The organism is Candidatus Hikarchaeum yamanae (genome assembly GCF_009889665.1).
Taxonomy (GTDB): Archaea; Halobacteriota; Halobacteria; order Halobacteriales; family Hikarchaeaceae; genus Hikarchaeum; species Hikarchaeum yamanae.
The window spans coordinates 108314-123618 of record NZ_WTZR01000001.1 but is presented as its reverse complement, the minus strand read 5'-3'; the positions used below and the strand labels follow the sequence as shown (position 1 = coordinate 123618).

The window sequence follows — 15305 nt, the reverse complement described above, 5'->3', positions numbered from 1 at the left end:
TTTTAGTTTTGATTACGTGCAGAAGAAATAGATTTTGCGATCATTCCCGCTTGGGCACCTGCAACAAAGCCAGCGTCGATATTTACAGTAGAGAGTACTGCGCATGATTGGAGCATACTAGTTAAAGCTGCCTCCCCCGACCCACCAAGGCCATAACCTGTTGAAACGGGTAATCCGATAACAGGGGTATCCACAAGTCCAGCAACTAGAGAGGGTAAGGTTCCTTCTCGCCCTGCTGCAACGATTGCCACATCTGCTGATCTGATGAGTTCGAGTTGGTCGAGTAATCTATGGAGACCTGCAACTCCGACATCTCTTATTTGAACTATGTTTGCACCCATTTCAGAAGCAATAATAGCAGCTTCATCGGCAATGGGACGGTCGCTAGTTCCTGCAGTGACTATTGCAATAGTCGCGTCCAGAACTGGTGGTTCAAAATCAGGGGTCTTCGCCACAGTTATTCGGGGGTGGGAATGGGATTTTATTTCTACAGATTTTGGGAGATTTTTTTGAATAGCTTCTTGAATTTGAGGAGTGGTTCTAGTGATGATGGCCCGTCCTGTAGTTTCGACTGCTATGGAAGCCAAAGTTACTATTTCGTCTATGGTTTTTCCATCGCAAAGTATACCTTCAGGTATACCGTGTCTGTGTTCTCTGGCTGCGTCAAATCTACCAGCTTCACTGGTGACATAACCTAAGAGTTTTGCTTCTGCTTCTGTGATGCTTATTTTCCCATCTGAAAGCTCTTGAAGCACGTCGCGCATGAATGAATAAAAGAGTGCGTGATACTCGTAATTACCGTTTTGTATTTTGTGTTAAAATGGTTAGTTTTCCACCCTCATAAGTTCGATCATGGCGACTATATCAGAAGGCGATTTATGTTTGTTGAGGGCGTCCATGATTGCAGTTGCCTCTTTTGTTGTAAAGAAATTTTGGCATATGATTTTTCCGATGGGAGTTGCTCGGTTATTAGACACGAGGCCCAATTTGACGAGATTTTGTATAGCCATTTTTGTTTGAATCTCCCCAATCATGGAAGAGTTGAGTTGAGAAGTGTGTTGAGGTGCGACGACTACATTTGCGAGGGTTTCGCTCAGAGCAGCTTGTTCATCGTAAGATAGGTGTACGTTTTCTACATCACTTGTGAGTAATTCGAATGCCACTTGATCTTCGGTGCGACGCATGGTTCTTGAATATACTTTTCCAGGTTCTACTAGCAAATAGATTAAACCAGTATCATGATAACTTGGGCGACCTGCTCTCCCCTGCATTTGTTGAAATTCCTGAGTATTTAGCCAATTAGTTCCCATTGCGAGGGAATCGAAAACGACTTGCGATGCTGGAAAATCGACACCCGCAGATAGAGCTGCAGTAGTTACGACTGAGGCTATTTTTCCTTCAGAGAATCTCTGTTCAACTTTTTTTCTTTGATGGTGGTCTAGACCTGCATGATAAGGTGCAGAAGAAGATGTTAATTTGTTAGAGATATCGTGGCATCTCTGCCGAGAATTCGTGAATATTATTGTCTGGCCTCGATACCCTTTTGAAGATTTATTCATGAATTCTCGTTGGACAAGTTCATTTATCATTTGATATTTTTGACCAGGAAGTGAAAATGCTATGTGGCGGTGGAGGGGAATGGTCCGATTGTTGAATTCAAGAGGGATTGCGTTGAGGTCAGAAGCGAGGTGATTTGGATTTCCCACAGTTGCGGAGAGGTATATCCACTGGGTTTTGGTGGAAAAATGTTTACAATGGTGCTTCAAACGTGCGATAAGTCCATCTATGCAATGTCCCCTTGAGTGGTCTGCAACCATGTGGATTTCATCAATTACAACGGTACCAACATTGGAGATATTTTTATGCGTTCTCAATGCATGGTCCATCCCTTCGTAAGTTCCTATGATGACGTCGGAATTGGGATTAAAAGGGTAGGAATCACCACGGACTCTGCTTGATCCCACCCTGAGAGAGATATCAAGTAGATCTCCATAATGCTCCTTGAAATTGGCATATTTTTGATTTGCAAGGGCGACTAGAGGAACTAAAAATAGGAATTTTCCATTGCCATTGAGGGCTCGGTTGATGCCTGCGATCTCCCCGATTAAAGTTTTTCCAGTCCCGGTAGAACTAACTATTAATTGATCGGTTTCAGTTAACAATCCATTTTGAAGTGAAAGGTTTTGAATCGGTTGTAATGTTTCAAAGCGATTGAGCAGGGATTTTCGGAGATCTTCGTGAATATCTATCTCTTTAATATCGATGGGGGAGATGGATGGTTGTTCAGAGGTTACTTGGTCAAATGTGGTTAGATGAGGATCTAGTTCTCCAGAAAATGCTTTTTTTACGTGCCCAATGTCCTGGAAATCCAAGAGGATTTTTTGGATGTGATTTTTGGTCGCCTTAGTCCAAATACCAGTTGGTGAATACTCAGTTTCTAGCTCGGAAAGGGCACAAGGTAAACATATTTCATGGGGATATGAAACAATGACATTAGAATCAACAAGAGGGGAGAAATCACCTGAAGAAGAACAATAATGGCAAGTTCGCACGACTTCTGCTTGAAGTCCATAACTAGACAAAAGGGACTTAATTTCATCGCGTTTTTCTTTTTTTGTTTGACTAGAAATTCTTATTTTTTTTGCCTTCCGTCCTATATCAATAAAATCTTCGGGGCGGCGTAGTTGTTCTTTTGTTCGTCCCTGTACCCTAAATCTTAAAGGCCTCGGTCCTGCTTTTGTTGATTTTATTTCAAGAATGGATTGAAATAATTTTTCATCGTTGTGAATTCCAGATACGAAAAAATCAGAATTTTTTGAATGCAAAAACAGTGTGAAGTCTTGGCGGCTAGGGGCCACAAGGTTGGGTAAGATTTCAATTGATATGAGAGTTTTCTATTTTCAAGTATAAAGTTGATCTAACCGAATGATAGCGCAGAGGTTCCAGTCTAAAGACATTCATATGAGTAATATTTTACGAGATTGATATGGGAGCAAGCTTTATATTTTTTAGATGCGTTACTTGAATCTATGCCCCCACTAGGTGGGTAGTGCCCACCATAATCTGGATATGGTCAATCGGGGAGCAAGCTTTATATTTTTTAGATGCGTTACTTGAATCTATGCCCAAAATCGCAATTATAGGAGGTGGAATTGCAGGTGCAAGCATAGCATATCATCTATCGAAAAGGGGGAGTTGTTCAGTGGATGTTTACGAACGGGGGGAATTACTTTCGGAAACCACTAGTAGATCCGCTGCGGTGTTTGGTCACTACGGAAATGCTACTGAAGTAAAAATGAAAAGATACGGTGCTGAATTATACAATAAATTTTTTCTAGAATCTGATAGAGAATTGTCTTTTAATTTGACTGGAAGATTGCTTTGTTCGACGACAAAGGAGGGTGCAGACGCTCTGTCAGGTACGGATGGAGTAGATGTGGATGAAAGTTCTGCAGGGAGTGGTGTTCCTGAGAAAGAGAGATTGATACTAGACGATCCGGTTACTTACATAGCCAGGGGGGAATTAAAGAAGAGAATAGCAACCGTGCCATATTTGGATGATAGTGAGATAATGGGTTGTCTTTATCAGCCAAATGTAGGGTTTTTAGAGCCAATTGGGATGGGTAGAGAATTTGTATATAGAGCAAAAAAACATGGAGCTCAATTTCATGAGTCTTCAGAGGTAAATGAAATTGTAAAAAAGGGAGGTGAAATAGAAGGGTTGACTGTAAATGGTGATTTTAAAGAAGTTGATGGGATCGTATGTGCGGCAGGTCCATGGAACATTCCAATGGCTAGATCAATAGGGATTAAATTGCCAGCAACACATACATTGGCACCAATATTGATGATGAAAGTACCAAACTCGATGAAAGTAGTACCGCCGTTGTTCCAGAATATTGAATCGGGAGTATATGTAATAGGAAGAGATAATAAAACAGTATATGTTGGATCTTATGGAGACAGAGGGGAGTACGATCCAAGAGAGATAAATGACAAGATACCGGTTGAACTAAGAGAGAAAATGCTAAAGTTTGCAACGAAATTTTTCCCTATTTTAAAAGAGGCCAAAGTTGCGAAAGAATGGGTTGGGATTCGATCGGGTGTGTCCGATGGAGTTCCTATTGTGGGTTGGACAGAAGTGAAAGGATTCTCCATCGCTGCATTTGATTCTTCGGGGATTCAACTCTCTCCAGCAGTAGGGAATATCATATCAAAACAAATACTAGATGGGGATCAAACTGAACTTTATGAAAACGTATCGATTACTAGATTCGAGGGGCATACTGATACCAAATGGTCATTAAATAAGTAGAGATGGTCATGTTAATTCGCGGAGAGTTCTGCGTACATCCGGTCGACTTTGGCAGCGAAAACAAAATCAGTTTTGTGTAGTCCATTTATTTTGTGAGTCCAAACATCGATTTCTACTTTTCCCCAGGAGAGATGAATATCAGGATGGTGCCATTCTTCTTCGGCTAAGAGTCCTACTGAATTGGAAAATGATAGGGCAGATTTAAAATCGGGGAAAGTATACACTCCGTTTAGGTGATGGTATTCTATGACATTCCATTTCCCGGTATCAAGTTGTTTTAGGTAGTCTAGGTAGACTTCAGGTGGGAGGGGCTCGTCGTCGCTGGAACATGCAAGACATTGTTGATTGGCTAGGTCGAAATCCATAATTAATCTTAATTTGAAAGAAAAAAGAGTTTACTAAAAATGGTGAAATGAACCGTTCGGCAAGCATATACTACAATGTAGTTTATTTTGAGATAGATGTTTGAGTGGCCAACTGAGTTTTATATGTTATTAATGGCATGTGCTGTTTTCAGAGGGAGTGAGGTAATATTTTCGAAAAGGGGTTTGGAAAGTGGGGGGAATTGGTTACAGAATACATTTCAAACTCTCTTCGTTAGAACGGTACTAGCATGGTCGTTGTTGTTTGTGCTGTCAGAGGGCGAGATACTAATTCGTGGAATATCCATTGTTTCAATGGGGGCTTTTGTGTTTTCTGGAGTGGTTGCGGCAGGCATTGGTTCATTACTTTTTTACAACGGAGTAGATAGGATGGGAGCTAGTGTTTGTACCGCGATAACGAATACTCGTCCTCTTTTTGTTGTTGTTCTTGCAGTCGTTCTTCTTGGGGAGGATATAACGATTTCAGGAGTTATAGGAATAATATTGGCAGTAATAGGGGCCATACTCATAACTCAGTCGAAAAGTGGAAATTTGACAGGATGGAAAAAAAGTGATGTTGCATTTCCACTTATTGCAGCTCTCCTTTTTGCGGTGGGAAATGTGGCTAGAAAATTTGGGTTTGTAGTAGAGCCAATTAGTGCCATCCAAGCATTGGCGATAAATGAAATAGCCGCATTAATCACAGTGGGCATTTATGGGATTTGGTTAGGGAGGGGACATGAGCTATACAAAGGTGATGTTAAAAGTTATCAGAATTTTCTATTAAGTGGAATATTTGTCTTTTTTGCTTTATTTTTATTATTTCAGGCACTTATCATAGGGCCTGTTTCAATAGCAGATCCCATTCTTGGAACCGCGCCATTATTCACTGCAGTGATAGCAGTTGTATTGTTGGGGAAAGTGGAGAAGATAACAAAGACGTTGATTATAGGGACCTTGTTGACCATTATAGGAATTGCGCTCCTAACTATCAGTTGGTAGATGTAGTCTACTTAGTGTTGGTGTTATGGAAAAATACAGGTATTAGTTCCGTTGATTAGAACCTAAGGGATTTGAACCATTCCCAGGTACGGGCAGTAAGGGATTTGAACCCCTGGCCATCTGGTTAAAAGCCAGATGCTCTACCTGACTGAGCTAACTGCCCTAAGTCGTGTAAAATCGACGTGGTCAAATAGGTTTCCATACACTCCAAGCTAATTATTTAAGTAAAAATTATTTTGAGGTAAAATTCTGGACGGCGTTAGCATAACATAGTAGCTTTGCTTCATCGAAAGATTTTCCTATTAATTGAATCCCAATACATAAACCGTCTATTTTCCCATTGGGTATGGATATTGCAGGAAGTCCGGTGAGGTTTGCTATTCGAGTATTCCTTCCCGTGTCAAATCCAGGATTAGAAGCATCTTCAACGCGAGGTGGGAGGCCCACCATGGTGGGAGTTATCAAAACGTCTACGTCAATCATCGAATTCTCAAAGTTGGTGGTAAATTGAGATCTTGCTGCTTGAGAATGAGTATAGCTCTGCCCATTGTTTTCATCGAGTAGATAACAACCAGTAAGTAATTTCGATTTGTAGTAACGTCCCAATTTGAAATCTTTTTCTTGTGCGCGATGGGTAAAAGTCGATTGATAGAAGGGATCGGCAGAACCTCCTTTTCGGTAGGGTGCGCCTCTGGCTCTCCAATGAACCGCTGTTTCGGCGTAAGATATGTGATCCTTTAGTGCTTTGTGTTCTGCTAGTTTTGGGATAGAAATGGATTTTATAGATGCGCCAGCGTTTGACAGATTATCGATCGTTTCTCGTGTTTTTGATTCGATTTTGGTGTTGACCCCTTCGCCGAATCCTTCTTCTAACAATCCAAATGTTATCTGGTCTACAGGAGGTTGGTTCTGTAAGGATTCCATATAACCCCCAAATTTGTAATCATCTTTGCCTGCTGCCTGCATACTTGCCGGATCTTTTTCGTCTTTTCCTGCAATTGCATCGAGGCAAAGGGCCATATTTTCAACTGTCTTTGAAAAAATACCTACGTGATCTAGGGTATAGGTGTTTTCCACAACACCATTGAGAGAGATAAGTCCATAAGTGGGTTTAATTCCTAAAATACCACAGAAAGAAGCTGGTCCGCGGACAGAACCTCCTGTGTCAGTTCCAATGGCGATGTCTACAATACCAGTGGCTGTAGCGATGGCACTACCTCCCGAAGAGCCTCCAGCGACCCTATTGGGATCATGAGGGTTTAGTATAGGACCGTCTACACTGGTCGTGGAACGGGGAGAGGCCGCCAATTCATCTAGAGTTGTCTTTACAGTGATAGTTGCTCCAGAGGATAACAATCGTGTCACTAAAGTTGCATCGGAGGTTGGAATGAAATTTGAGAATATTTCAGACCCAGCTCTCATGGGTATACCTGCAACCGAAATGGCATCTTTGACGCCTACTTTTAGATTAGAGAGAGTTCCTTGGTGAGAGGGTGGAACTATACAGGAGATTGCAATTGCATTATAAGGATCTTTTTGTGGAGGTTGCCAAGATCTATTTTCAGTAGCAGTTGGAGGAAGTGTAGGGGTCAGATATGGGTCTTCTAAATTTTGGATGTTATCTATCACATCTTGGCATAAAATTTCTGCATCGGCAGAGTTCACAGAAATGCCGAATCGAGAACCAAGTTGAACTAATTCAGATGGGGTGAGATTGATTTCCATAAGTCATAGTTAGCTCGGATACGAGTTAAATTGACCATACTAGAAATAGAGAACTATATTTCAATGAAAATTTCTTTGTCTTGAACAGTGACCGTGTACACAGGTAACGAAATCTGAGGGTCCCCTAAATGCACCCCTGTTTCCATGTTGAATTCCCATCCATGCCAAGGGCAAGCGAGAACTAAATTGGGACCAAAGTGTTCTTTAACCCGGAGTCCAACTCCGACAAAGTCTGCAAGTAGTTCATTTCCCACGCGACCGGTGCAGACTGGTCCGCCTCTATGAGGACAAGTGTTGGATGCGGCATAGTACTTTCCTTCAATATTGAAAACACCGATAGACTTCCCCTCTAACTCAACTATTTTTCGTTCGCCCACGGGTAATTCGTCCACATGACAAATAAGTACTTGTGTCATATTCCAAAAACCTCGTTTGCAGTTCCTGATAAAATGCGTTTTTTCTCATCATCAGATAAGATACTCAAATCAGTGATGGCACTAGGTGGGTCATAATCCCAGTGGGGGTAATCCGATGCGTAGAGAAGCCTATCTGCCCCACCGATCATATCGATTACCTGGCGCAAATAAGAAAGTTCGTCGGGTATTTCTAGTGGTTGAATTCCAAAGTACATTTCTTTGATATATTCGGATGGTTTTTTTGTTAACAGAGGGGCCTCTGATTGTCTTTTTAAGTATTCTGTGTCGAGTCTGTGCATCATTAATGGGATCCAAAATACACCAGATTCTTGGAAAACTATCTTTAGATTGGGGAATTTCTCAGGGATTCCTTGAACGACTAAGCTGGTTATTTGAGATTGGTTTGCCATCAAAAATCCTAAAACATGAGTCTCAATGAATTTCTCATATCCGGCACTAACAAATTCATCAATCCCGCCACCGCCTGCGTGGAAGACTACTGGGAGATTATTGGCCTCTGCTGCTTCATATATAGGGTCATATTTTCTATTTCCAAAGGGTGGTTCGGGGCCTGCGGTAACAAAACATCCACCGATGATACCTTTTTCATGAGACACCCTATCGATGAGTTCTACAGCTTCTTTTGGTTCTTGAAATGGAATAGGAATCATCGTATAGATACCCTCACTAGGGTCCACTACTTTGTCCAACATGTAATCTGTATAGGCATTTGCGAGAAGAGTTGCCCTTTCGTCGTCGCCTTTTATTCTAGAAAATGTGAGCATTTTCTGAGAGAGCATATTGATTGCATCCACCCCAAGAAACTCCATCACGTCCGGGATTATTTCTGGAACAAACCCACCCGCTTTTCGTTGCATTTCGGTGAACTCGTCTCGTTGAATTCTACCAAAAATAGACCTATCTCCCGTGGAGATTGGATATATGCCTGCAATACTCGCTTTGTCCTTGCCAGACCCCCCTATCATGCGTGTTTTCCAGGGTTCGGGGAAGTAGTCCACTAATTGGTCCAATCCCTCCATATAATGTGCATCTGAATCAACTACACGATACTTGTATGTGCCCATGGAGATCCATAGGAGGGGAGGGATACTATAGCTTTCTGGGTTGGTTCAAGATAAGAAATATGGTGGCTGAGGAGAGTAAGCCCCCTTCTGTTTTTCTCCGGCATTCGGCTAAGCACCCGGGCCCTGGTCGTACTACTTTTGCGGCACGGGCTTGCACCGGTGAGGTTTCACCGTTCCATCGATCCTCAAGTTAGATAGAATATCTAACGTCCAGAAAATATCTGGCACCTTCCACCCTCAGGAGGTTAACTCCCTCACCCTTACGGGAGAGGTTCGCTCGTTTCATAGGTCTGGTGGAGACGTGTCGTTTCTGTTTCAGAGCCAGTGGTCTCCCACTCCAAGCTTGCACCTGGTCACCTGTACGACCGGTGGGGGGACTTTCCTCACGGATGGTCCGCGGTGGCCGGTCTTCCTCTGTCACCGAACCCACTGAGTGTTTGAGAGGTAATAAGATTGTTGTGGTAAGGTGTGTGGAGAAATATTTACACAGATAACGAAAAGGAAGTCAATATTTCTTCTACATCAGCAGGAGTAGGGGCATTGACTATGGTAACTGTTTTACTAGTGGTGGAAATAGCAAACGAATCTGCGAATGGTCCGTTTTGGATTACCCACAGGGTTGTTTTGCCATCGTCGCTCTTCCCGATTTTAGTGGCGTGGTGTGCAGCTATAATTTTAGAGTATGCGGTGTGGAATTCATTTGCATCGAGTGGTGTGTCCCACTTTGTTGTCCAGATGTACCCATACTCAGTTTGGTCGGTTCCAGATCGGTAGATAGGTAGTAACTTGTCATTTCCCCACCCTGTAGAAGGTGGACTAGTATAATTAAAGTGGGCAGATGGTTGGAGGCCGGATGAGTTTTGAGAAGTTTCCCTAGAATTCCAAAATGTGTTTGTTGTGATGGCATTTGCATTATATTCACGGGATTGATGCCAAAACATCGAAAAAATACTAGCCTCACCCACGGTATCGGCCCCATCAATTCCATGGTCAGGATTTGACTTCCAAGTCCCTCCAGTATGACTAGGAATACCTTCTTCGGGGAAATTTATTTCCAAAGGGGATGGTTTTTCTTCAGAGAGGTGGATAATTTGTTCGGTGGAAAGAGGGGGAGAGGCATATTTCGCGTTGACAGAGTCCCAACCATCTTGGGATTTTAGATGGGCTACATAAGCTCCCCCATCGGAATAAGGATGGAATAATATTATCAACGCGCCGAAGTTGACTGGAGGGGGCGGGGGGTTTGTTTCTGAATTGGACGTGTCGCGTGTGATTTTAGGAGGAGGGACACATTGCCAGTCTCCCCATACCACTTCTTCTAAAAGTGAATTATTACGTACGGAAATAGATCCATTACAAACCTGATCATAGTACCATTCCACGTACATTGCGTGGCCTTCTGAGAGGCCTTTTGTCGATAGTTGGGTGTCTTGAGTAAGCTGAGGAGATGATTCATAAAGCGTGTCGAAAAGTCCCTCTTGATCTTGTAGAGCATGTACCAATTCGTGAATAAGTACATCTTCGGGGATTACACGGAGAGCATCATCAGAATCATTCACTATTACTATCTGGCCATTAGTGTACACTCCCGCAATGCTTTGGGCAGAAGTATTTTCTAATTCAGATTCTGCTGCTTGATTTTCGCCTATTATAAAAATTGCCTCCCATACTTGATTGTTCCAAGCAGAATAACTAAACTCGGCGTCTTCACTGTCATCATCCGCGGAGTGTGTTTTCACGAATTCATTTGTAGTAGTTACGTTGATTGGGATGAGTTTATCAAATTCCAAATTCAAGATGTACTCAGTTCGAGCGTGTGCCCGAGATACGTAGGCGAGGATTTCGTCATCACTTAAACCATCAGACTGGTCGATAGAAATTCGATCGGCATGGTGATACCCATTTTCAGATCCCACTGTATCGGGTGTTGAGGGATCAAGGGGATCTCGAATATCATAAATATTGGAAAAAATATCTAATGGGTCCGTATTGCCATTCCAAGAAGGGATGGAATATGCCAAACTAGCGATTAATAAAACCACTATAACCGCGATGATTGGGGGATATCTCATTTAGTAGGATCCTCATGTAGAGGCTGTCCACATTCGGGGCAATGATTATCTTCGTGGCGGAGTTTGATTGCAGCTCGCCTTACATCACGCATGATGCTTGAGATGCGATCTTCGGCTTCCAATTCTTCATTTAGAGAGAGATCTATGCTTTCAACTTCTAGAAGGAATTTGGCAACTTCAGTTGACTCATACATTAGATCGTCCAACTGATTTGCAGTGATAAAACCAGACATTGCACCATATAGAAACGTTGCTCCAGACTTTTTTATTTTCGCTTCAAAGGCATGGCGTGCTTGGTTGACTGCTTGTGGGGAGTAGGGTTTGGTCATGAAGGGAACCAACTCGGGTAAGTGAGTTCCTATTTTAGTCATTTCAATTCCGGTTGCGGTTCTAAAATCCGCACACAATCGTGCAATTGCCCATTCTCGCGCGGTGATATAAGTCCGGTCTCTGAGGAATTTGTTTACTCTATCGTAACTCGCTCTATCGATTTTGCTGAATCGATCGTACGTACGGACATCTTCAGGAAGTGAAGAATCGGAGGTATCTTCGTTGGAAAAGTCAGCTTCTTCCAGTCCAATTTCGGGCGGATCTTCAGCCATATTTTTTATTTAAACGGCAACCCAAAAAGAGTATCGCTAGACAGTGAATGATATTTCGCATCGGTGGGACTTTATTATCTCGGGAAAGGAGAGAGATATATGAAAGATGAGCTTGTCAAAGGACCAGGGGTAGATCTGGAAAGGGCATCTTTATTGCCAGGAATGGGATTTTTTGTTCCAGATTCGTTTTATCGCGAGCAGAAAGAAAGGGAACTTGAGAATTCTCTCGAAGGAGCAAGCGTGGTGGTGATTACAGATTCAGATGCGGATGGGTTGACTTGTGCGGCTCTTGTACAAGAAACTCATCAGGGGGCAGTTTGTGTCCCAACTAGTCCTTACGATTTGGAAGATTGCCTCAATCGGGTTGCTAAATATTCCGATCAAGGGGTCAAAATATACATATGTGATCTTTGTCCAGATTCGGTTGAGGGAATAGAACCAGGATTGGAAGAATTATGCGAGAAAACTGATTTTATTCTGTGGTGTGATCATCATCGATGGGACAAGGATGTGTGTGATTTTGTGAAGTCATTGGGAATTCGAGTGGAATTGGGAGATTCGTCCGAAGAATGTGCTGCAGATGTAGTATTCAGAGTGTTAAATGGAGATTTTTCTGAGGACATGAAGGAGTTGGTGCAAGTGACTAGAGATCATGATTTGTGGCTATGTGAAGATGCTCGAAGTGGGTATTTAGCGGATTTTGCCATGTGGGCACCATTCAAAGAGTATATAGAAGTTGTTCGAGAATACGGAGCGGATTTACCAGAAGACGTGATGTTATTTATACAAGAGCATAGGGAAGAAAAAAATGATCTAATTGGACGTGCCGTAGATCGTGCAGAATACAGAAAAATCGGAGGATTTACCATAGGGATAACATATGGAAGATGCTCCCAAAACGAAGTTGCAGAAGGCATTAGAGGAGAGGGGGCAGATGTATGTGTGATAATTAAACCAACAGGCGGGGTCAGTATTAGAGGGAGTGAGAAATTCAAAAGATGTCATGAACTTGCAAGGATATTTGGAGGGGGAGGGCATCCTATGGCCTCGGGTTGTATGCCGATTGAATTTTTAGATTTACTTCATTATGCCAATCATTGGATAAGTCAAGGGGAAGAAACGAAAGAGGTACTACTTGAAGCTTTTAAACATATGCTGGGAAATGAAAATACAGCGTGAAGAGAAACTAATTAATCGGATTCTTCTTCGATTTCTTCTGTAGAGTTGACTAGATCTTCGATGGAAATTTTTCCTTTAGTGGATACCACAGTATTAATTTGAGAAGTTTGTTCAGAGATTTCTCGGCCTCTTACAATTATACGTTTTCTCTCACCTGAGCGGAGAGAATTTTTGTGCCCTGATTTGTCTGTTATTAATATTTTTCGTGGAGCTGATCCTTTTATTTCTTTGTTTAGTTGACGCCCGATGATATCAGAGCCTCCAGTTAGAAGCAGCGTGTATCCATCGAGGCCAATTAATTTTCCTTCGACCTCATCTCCGATTTCTTTTCCTATGAATCGATTGGCTTCTTTTCCCTCGACGGTAAACTGATAAGAGTTACCAGTGTCGGGATCTCCAACGACTACTTGAAATTCGGCCATATCGGGACGGAGACATGCTTTGGACAAAAGGGCATCGATGCGCTGTTTGGTGTGATATCAATTGTGTGAATATTATAGGTTGATGGGGCCTGCGGATCTATAAAATTTATCAGTAGCGCGAAGAAAGATAGGCCATAGACAGGAGTAGAATGGACGCAAGACTTCCAAGAATGGAAATTCCCCAGAGACCATTTATTCGTTCGTAGAACTTTTCGATGACAGATGCTTGTCTTTCATAATCATCAACATCGCTAGACAAGTGAAGCATGTAATTCTCAAAATGGGCGACATAAGAGATTCCGTTTGAATCGATTATATCCCCTTCGCTTATAGCAAGTGTGTTAGTTTTTGGAGAGGACCAAGAGACCGTTATAATTTGATCAGATACATCGGCTATGAGAGTGGGTTTCGAATCGTATTCAATAATATCTCCGATACTTAATTCAATTTGTGCTGCAGGGCCGTATTTATCTGTTAAATAATCTTCTTTAAGCAATAAGGAAGGTTTGGAGGAGGTATTTGAGTCGGTTTGGAGGATCACATATGTTTGAGAATTAACAGTGACAGTCTCAACATCCCCTATAGGTCGCACTTCGGTTAAAATAAATGTTGAAGTCATAGGATCGACGGTGGAGAGAGTGCCTATTAAAAAGTCAGACTCTCCTATTTTGATCGTATCGCCTGCTTCCCATGTTTCGGTTTTTACAATAGACTCATCTATCCACTCTAATTCTGCAAAATCACTAGTTACTGCAGATACTGTGTAAGCTTTATTGTTTAGTGTGGCCTGATCACCTGACGCATAGGAATATTCAGGGTTAGTGATCGTTATTACTGGTGCGTCTACTGCACCTATGGTCGCGTAAGATCCAGCTGCAAGAAGGAGTAAGAGTGCCGCATAAATAGCTGCAGTCCGTCGTTGCATAGCGAAGAAAAGAATGCATCTCGTAAAGCGGTTTCTTTTCGTTTCGAGATGTACTATCTATCGTGGATAGGACCTTCTCGGTCGCGTAAATGTCTTGGTGGCCGGTGGTTGTGTACAGAAAGTATTTCGGAAATGATACTTGTGGCTATTTGATAAGGAGAACCACCACCGATATCAAGACCAATGGGTGTGTAAATTCTATCAGTGTGGGAAGTCAGGTTTTTCCCCTCTGCTTTAAACTCAGAGAGCATTTCTTTGAATCTCTCTTGGGGCCCTAGTAGACCGATATAACTTACAGGAGTGGAGAGAAGTTGTTCAAGAGATAGCCGGTCTTCAATGAAATTATGAGTCATAATTACAACATAGGTGTTATTGTTGAATTCAAGAATGGAAGTGATAGAAGAAGGAGAGGAATGATAGAAATGGTCTGCATTGGGGAATTTTTTAGCTATGTCAATTCCTTTTCGAAAGCTGATTATGCTGACTGAGAAACCGTTTATCTTTGCTACATCTACAACAGGGGCGACATCGTTTCCATTTCCAACTATAATGAGTTTTGGAATTGGGAGGATGCTATCAATGAAGACTCTTGCTTGGCCACCCTGGGATTCAATATCGATTGAAATTGATTTGCCTTTTTTGAACAAAGGAGGCAGAATTGAATTCAATTCATCTAAGAGCCAATCTGGGAAATTCTCAGAGGTGTTAAACCCAGTCTCTTCATCATAATACGCTTTAGTCCCGATAGGAACATCTCCGGACAGTGCAGTTACAACTCCAATTGGCCTTCCTTGATCTAGTGAGTCTAAAATAGGTTGATAGGAGGAATCTATTTGTTCGAGTAATATGTCAATGACTCCATTGCAGCCCACACCTAATCCCCATATATCATCCCGATCTTGCATTAGATCGTAGGTTTGAATAAGGGGCTTTCCAGTTTCTAAGACTTTGGATGCTATATCGAGTACTTCTCCTTCTAAGCATCCGGCAGTGATGTTCCCGATACCAACTCTATTTTCAGATACAACCATTTTTGCCCCGGGGCGCCTGTATGCGCTGCCTTCTACGCTTACAATATGAGCTATAACTGCCTGAGAATCTGATTTTTGAACTCTTCGAATAGTTTCTATAATTTCCGATTCTGGGGCACCCCAATCTTGATCGTTCATTGTTATTACAAATGTTTTGTAGAGCTGTATC

At 42.2% G+C, this 15305-nt stretch carries 14 protein-coding genes, 1 tRNA gene and 1 other RNA gene; 3 read left to right on the top strand and 13 right to left on the bottom strand.

From position 1 onward, the window contains the following. Nucleotides 1-2 precede the first annotated feature (2 nt). Entirely contained in the window at nucleotides 3-764 is a 762-nt protein-coding gene (larB, locus tag ACM9H2_RS00615) for a nickel pincer cofactor biosynthesis protein LarB (protein WP_415487126.1), read from the bottom strand. A gap of 60 nt (nucleotides 765-824) precedes the next feature. Further along, nucleotides 825-2858 (bottom strand): DEAD/DEAH box helicase, encoded by a 2034-nt coding sequence (locus ACM9H2_RS00610; protein WP_415487124.1) that lies wholly within the window; start codon nucleotides 2856-2858, stop codon nucleotides 825-827. A gap of 263 nt (nucleotides 2859-3121) precedes the next feature. Between ACM9H2_RS00610 and ACM9H2_RS00605 the strand changes: the two genes are divergently transcribed. After that, entirely contained in the window at nucleotides 3122-4315 is a 1194-nt protein-coding gene (locus tag ACM9H2_RS00605) for an NAD(P)/FAD-dependent oxidoreductase (protein WP_415487122.1), read from the top strand. Between the two features lie 11 nt (nucleotides 4316-4326). On the opposite strand, the gene ACM9H2_RS00600 is transcribed toward ACM9H2_RS00605, so the two are convergent. After that, nucleotides 4327-4680, bottom strand: coding sequence for a 4a-hydroxytetrahydrobiopterin dehydratase (locus ACM9H2_RS00600; RefSeq protein ID WP_415487120.1), 354 nt, complete (start codon nucleotides 4678-4680; stop codon nucleotides 4327-4329). Between the two features lie 96 nt (nucleotides 4681-4776). Between ACM9H2_RS00600 and ACM9H2_RS00595 the strand changes: the two genes are divergently transcribed. After that, a complete protein-coding gene (locus tag ACM9H2_RS00595) occupies nucleotides 4777-5679 on the top strand; it encodes an EamA family transporter (protein WP_415487119.1) in 903 nt (300 codons plus the stop codon). An 89-nt stretch (nucleotides 5680-5768) separates the two neighbouring features. Here the strand turns inward: ACM9H2_RS00595 and ACM9H2_RS00590 are convergent. The 7 genes from ACM9H2_RS00590 to ACM9H2_RS00560 form a co-directional block, all read right to left on the bottom strand. Continuing rightward, nucleotides 5769-5842 (bottom strand) — tRNA-Lys (locus tag ACM9H2_RS00590). A gap of 68 nt (nucleotides 5843-5910) precedes the next feature. Further along, nucleotides 5911-7404, bottom strand: a complete 1494-nt coding sequence (locus ACM9H2_RS00585; protein WP_415487117.1) for an amidase — start codon at nucleotides 7402-7404, stop codon at nucleotides 5911-5913. Between the two features lie 53 nt (nucleotides 7405-7457). After that, nucleotides 7458-7820, bottom strand: coding sequence for a Rieske (2Fe-2S) protein (locus ACM9H2_RS00580; protein WP_415487115.1), 363 nt, complete (start codon nucleotides 7818-7820; stop codon nucleotides 7458-7460). Continuing rightward, entirely contained in the window at nucleotides 7817-8905 is a 1089-nt protein-coding gene (locus ACM9H2_RS00575) for an amidohydrolase family protein (RefSeq protein ID WP_415487113.1), read from the bottom strand. Before ACM9H2_RS00575 ends, ACM9H2_RS00580 begins: the two co-directional genes overlap by 4 nt. A gap of 64 nt (nucleotides 8906-8969) precedes the next feature. Next, an RNA gene (gene rnpB, locus ACM9H2_RS00570) (RNase P RNA component) lies at nucleotides 8970-9324 on the bottom strand. A gap of 63 nt (nucleotides 9325-9387) precedes the next feature. Further along, nucleotides 9388-10977 (bottom strand): Hvo_1808 family surface protein, encoded by a 1590-nt coding sequence (locus ACM9H2_RS00565; RefSeq protein ID WP_415487111.1) that lies wholly within the window; start codon nucleotides 10975-10977, stop codon nucleotides 9388-9390. Next, nucleotides 10974-11579, bottom strand: coding sequence for a DUF5806 family protein (locus ACM9H2_RS00560; RefSeq protein ID WP_415487109.1), 606 nt, complete (start codon nucleotides 11577-11579; stop codon nucleotides 10974-10976). Before ACM9H2_RS00560 ends, ACM9H2_RS00565 begins: the two co-directional genes overlap by 4 nt. A 99-nt stretch (nucleotides 11580-11678) precedes the next feature. Between ACM9H2_RS00560 and ACM9H2_RS00555 the strand changes: the two genes are divergently transcribed. Beyond that, complete coding sequence (locus tag ACM9H2_RS00555; RefSeq protein ID WP_415487107.1) at nucleotides 11679-12758, top strand: DHH family phosphoesterase; 1080 nt, start codon at nucleotides 11679-11681, stop codon at nucleotides 12756-12758. An 11-nt stretch (nucleotides 12759-12769) separates the two neighbouring features. On the opposite strand, the gene ACM9H2_RS00550 is transcribed toward ACM9H2_RS00555, so the two are convergent. From ACM9H2_RS00550 to ACM9H2_RS00540, 3 genes are all read right to left on the bottom strand, one after another. Beyond that, on the bottom strand, nucleotides 12770-13180 hold the full coding sequence (locus ACM9H2_RS00550) for a 30S ribosomal protein S6e (RefSeq protein WP_415487105.1): 411 nt from the start codon (nucleotides 13178-13180) through the stop codon (nucleotides 12770-12772). A 109-nt stretch (nucleotides 13181-13289) separates the two neighbouring features. Continuing rightward, the gene (locus tag ACM9H2_RS00545) at nucleotides 13290-14105 is read right to left on the bottom strand and encodes a hypothetical protein (protein ID WP_415487104.1); all 816 of its coding nucleotides are present in this window, start codon (nucleotides 14103-14105) and stop codon (nucleotides 13290-13292) included. A gap of 53 nt (nucleotides 14106-14158) precedes the next feature. Next, the gene (locus ACM9H2_RS00540) at nucleotides 14159-15274 is read right to left on the bottom strand and encodes an XdhC family protein (protein ID WP_415487103.1); all 1116 of its coding nucleotides are present in this window, start codon (nucleotides 15272-15274) and stop codon (nucleotides 14159-14161) included. Nucleotides 15275-15305: the final 31 nt, after the last annotated feature.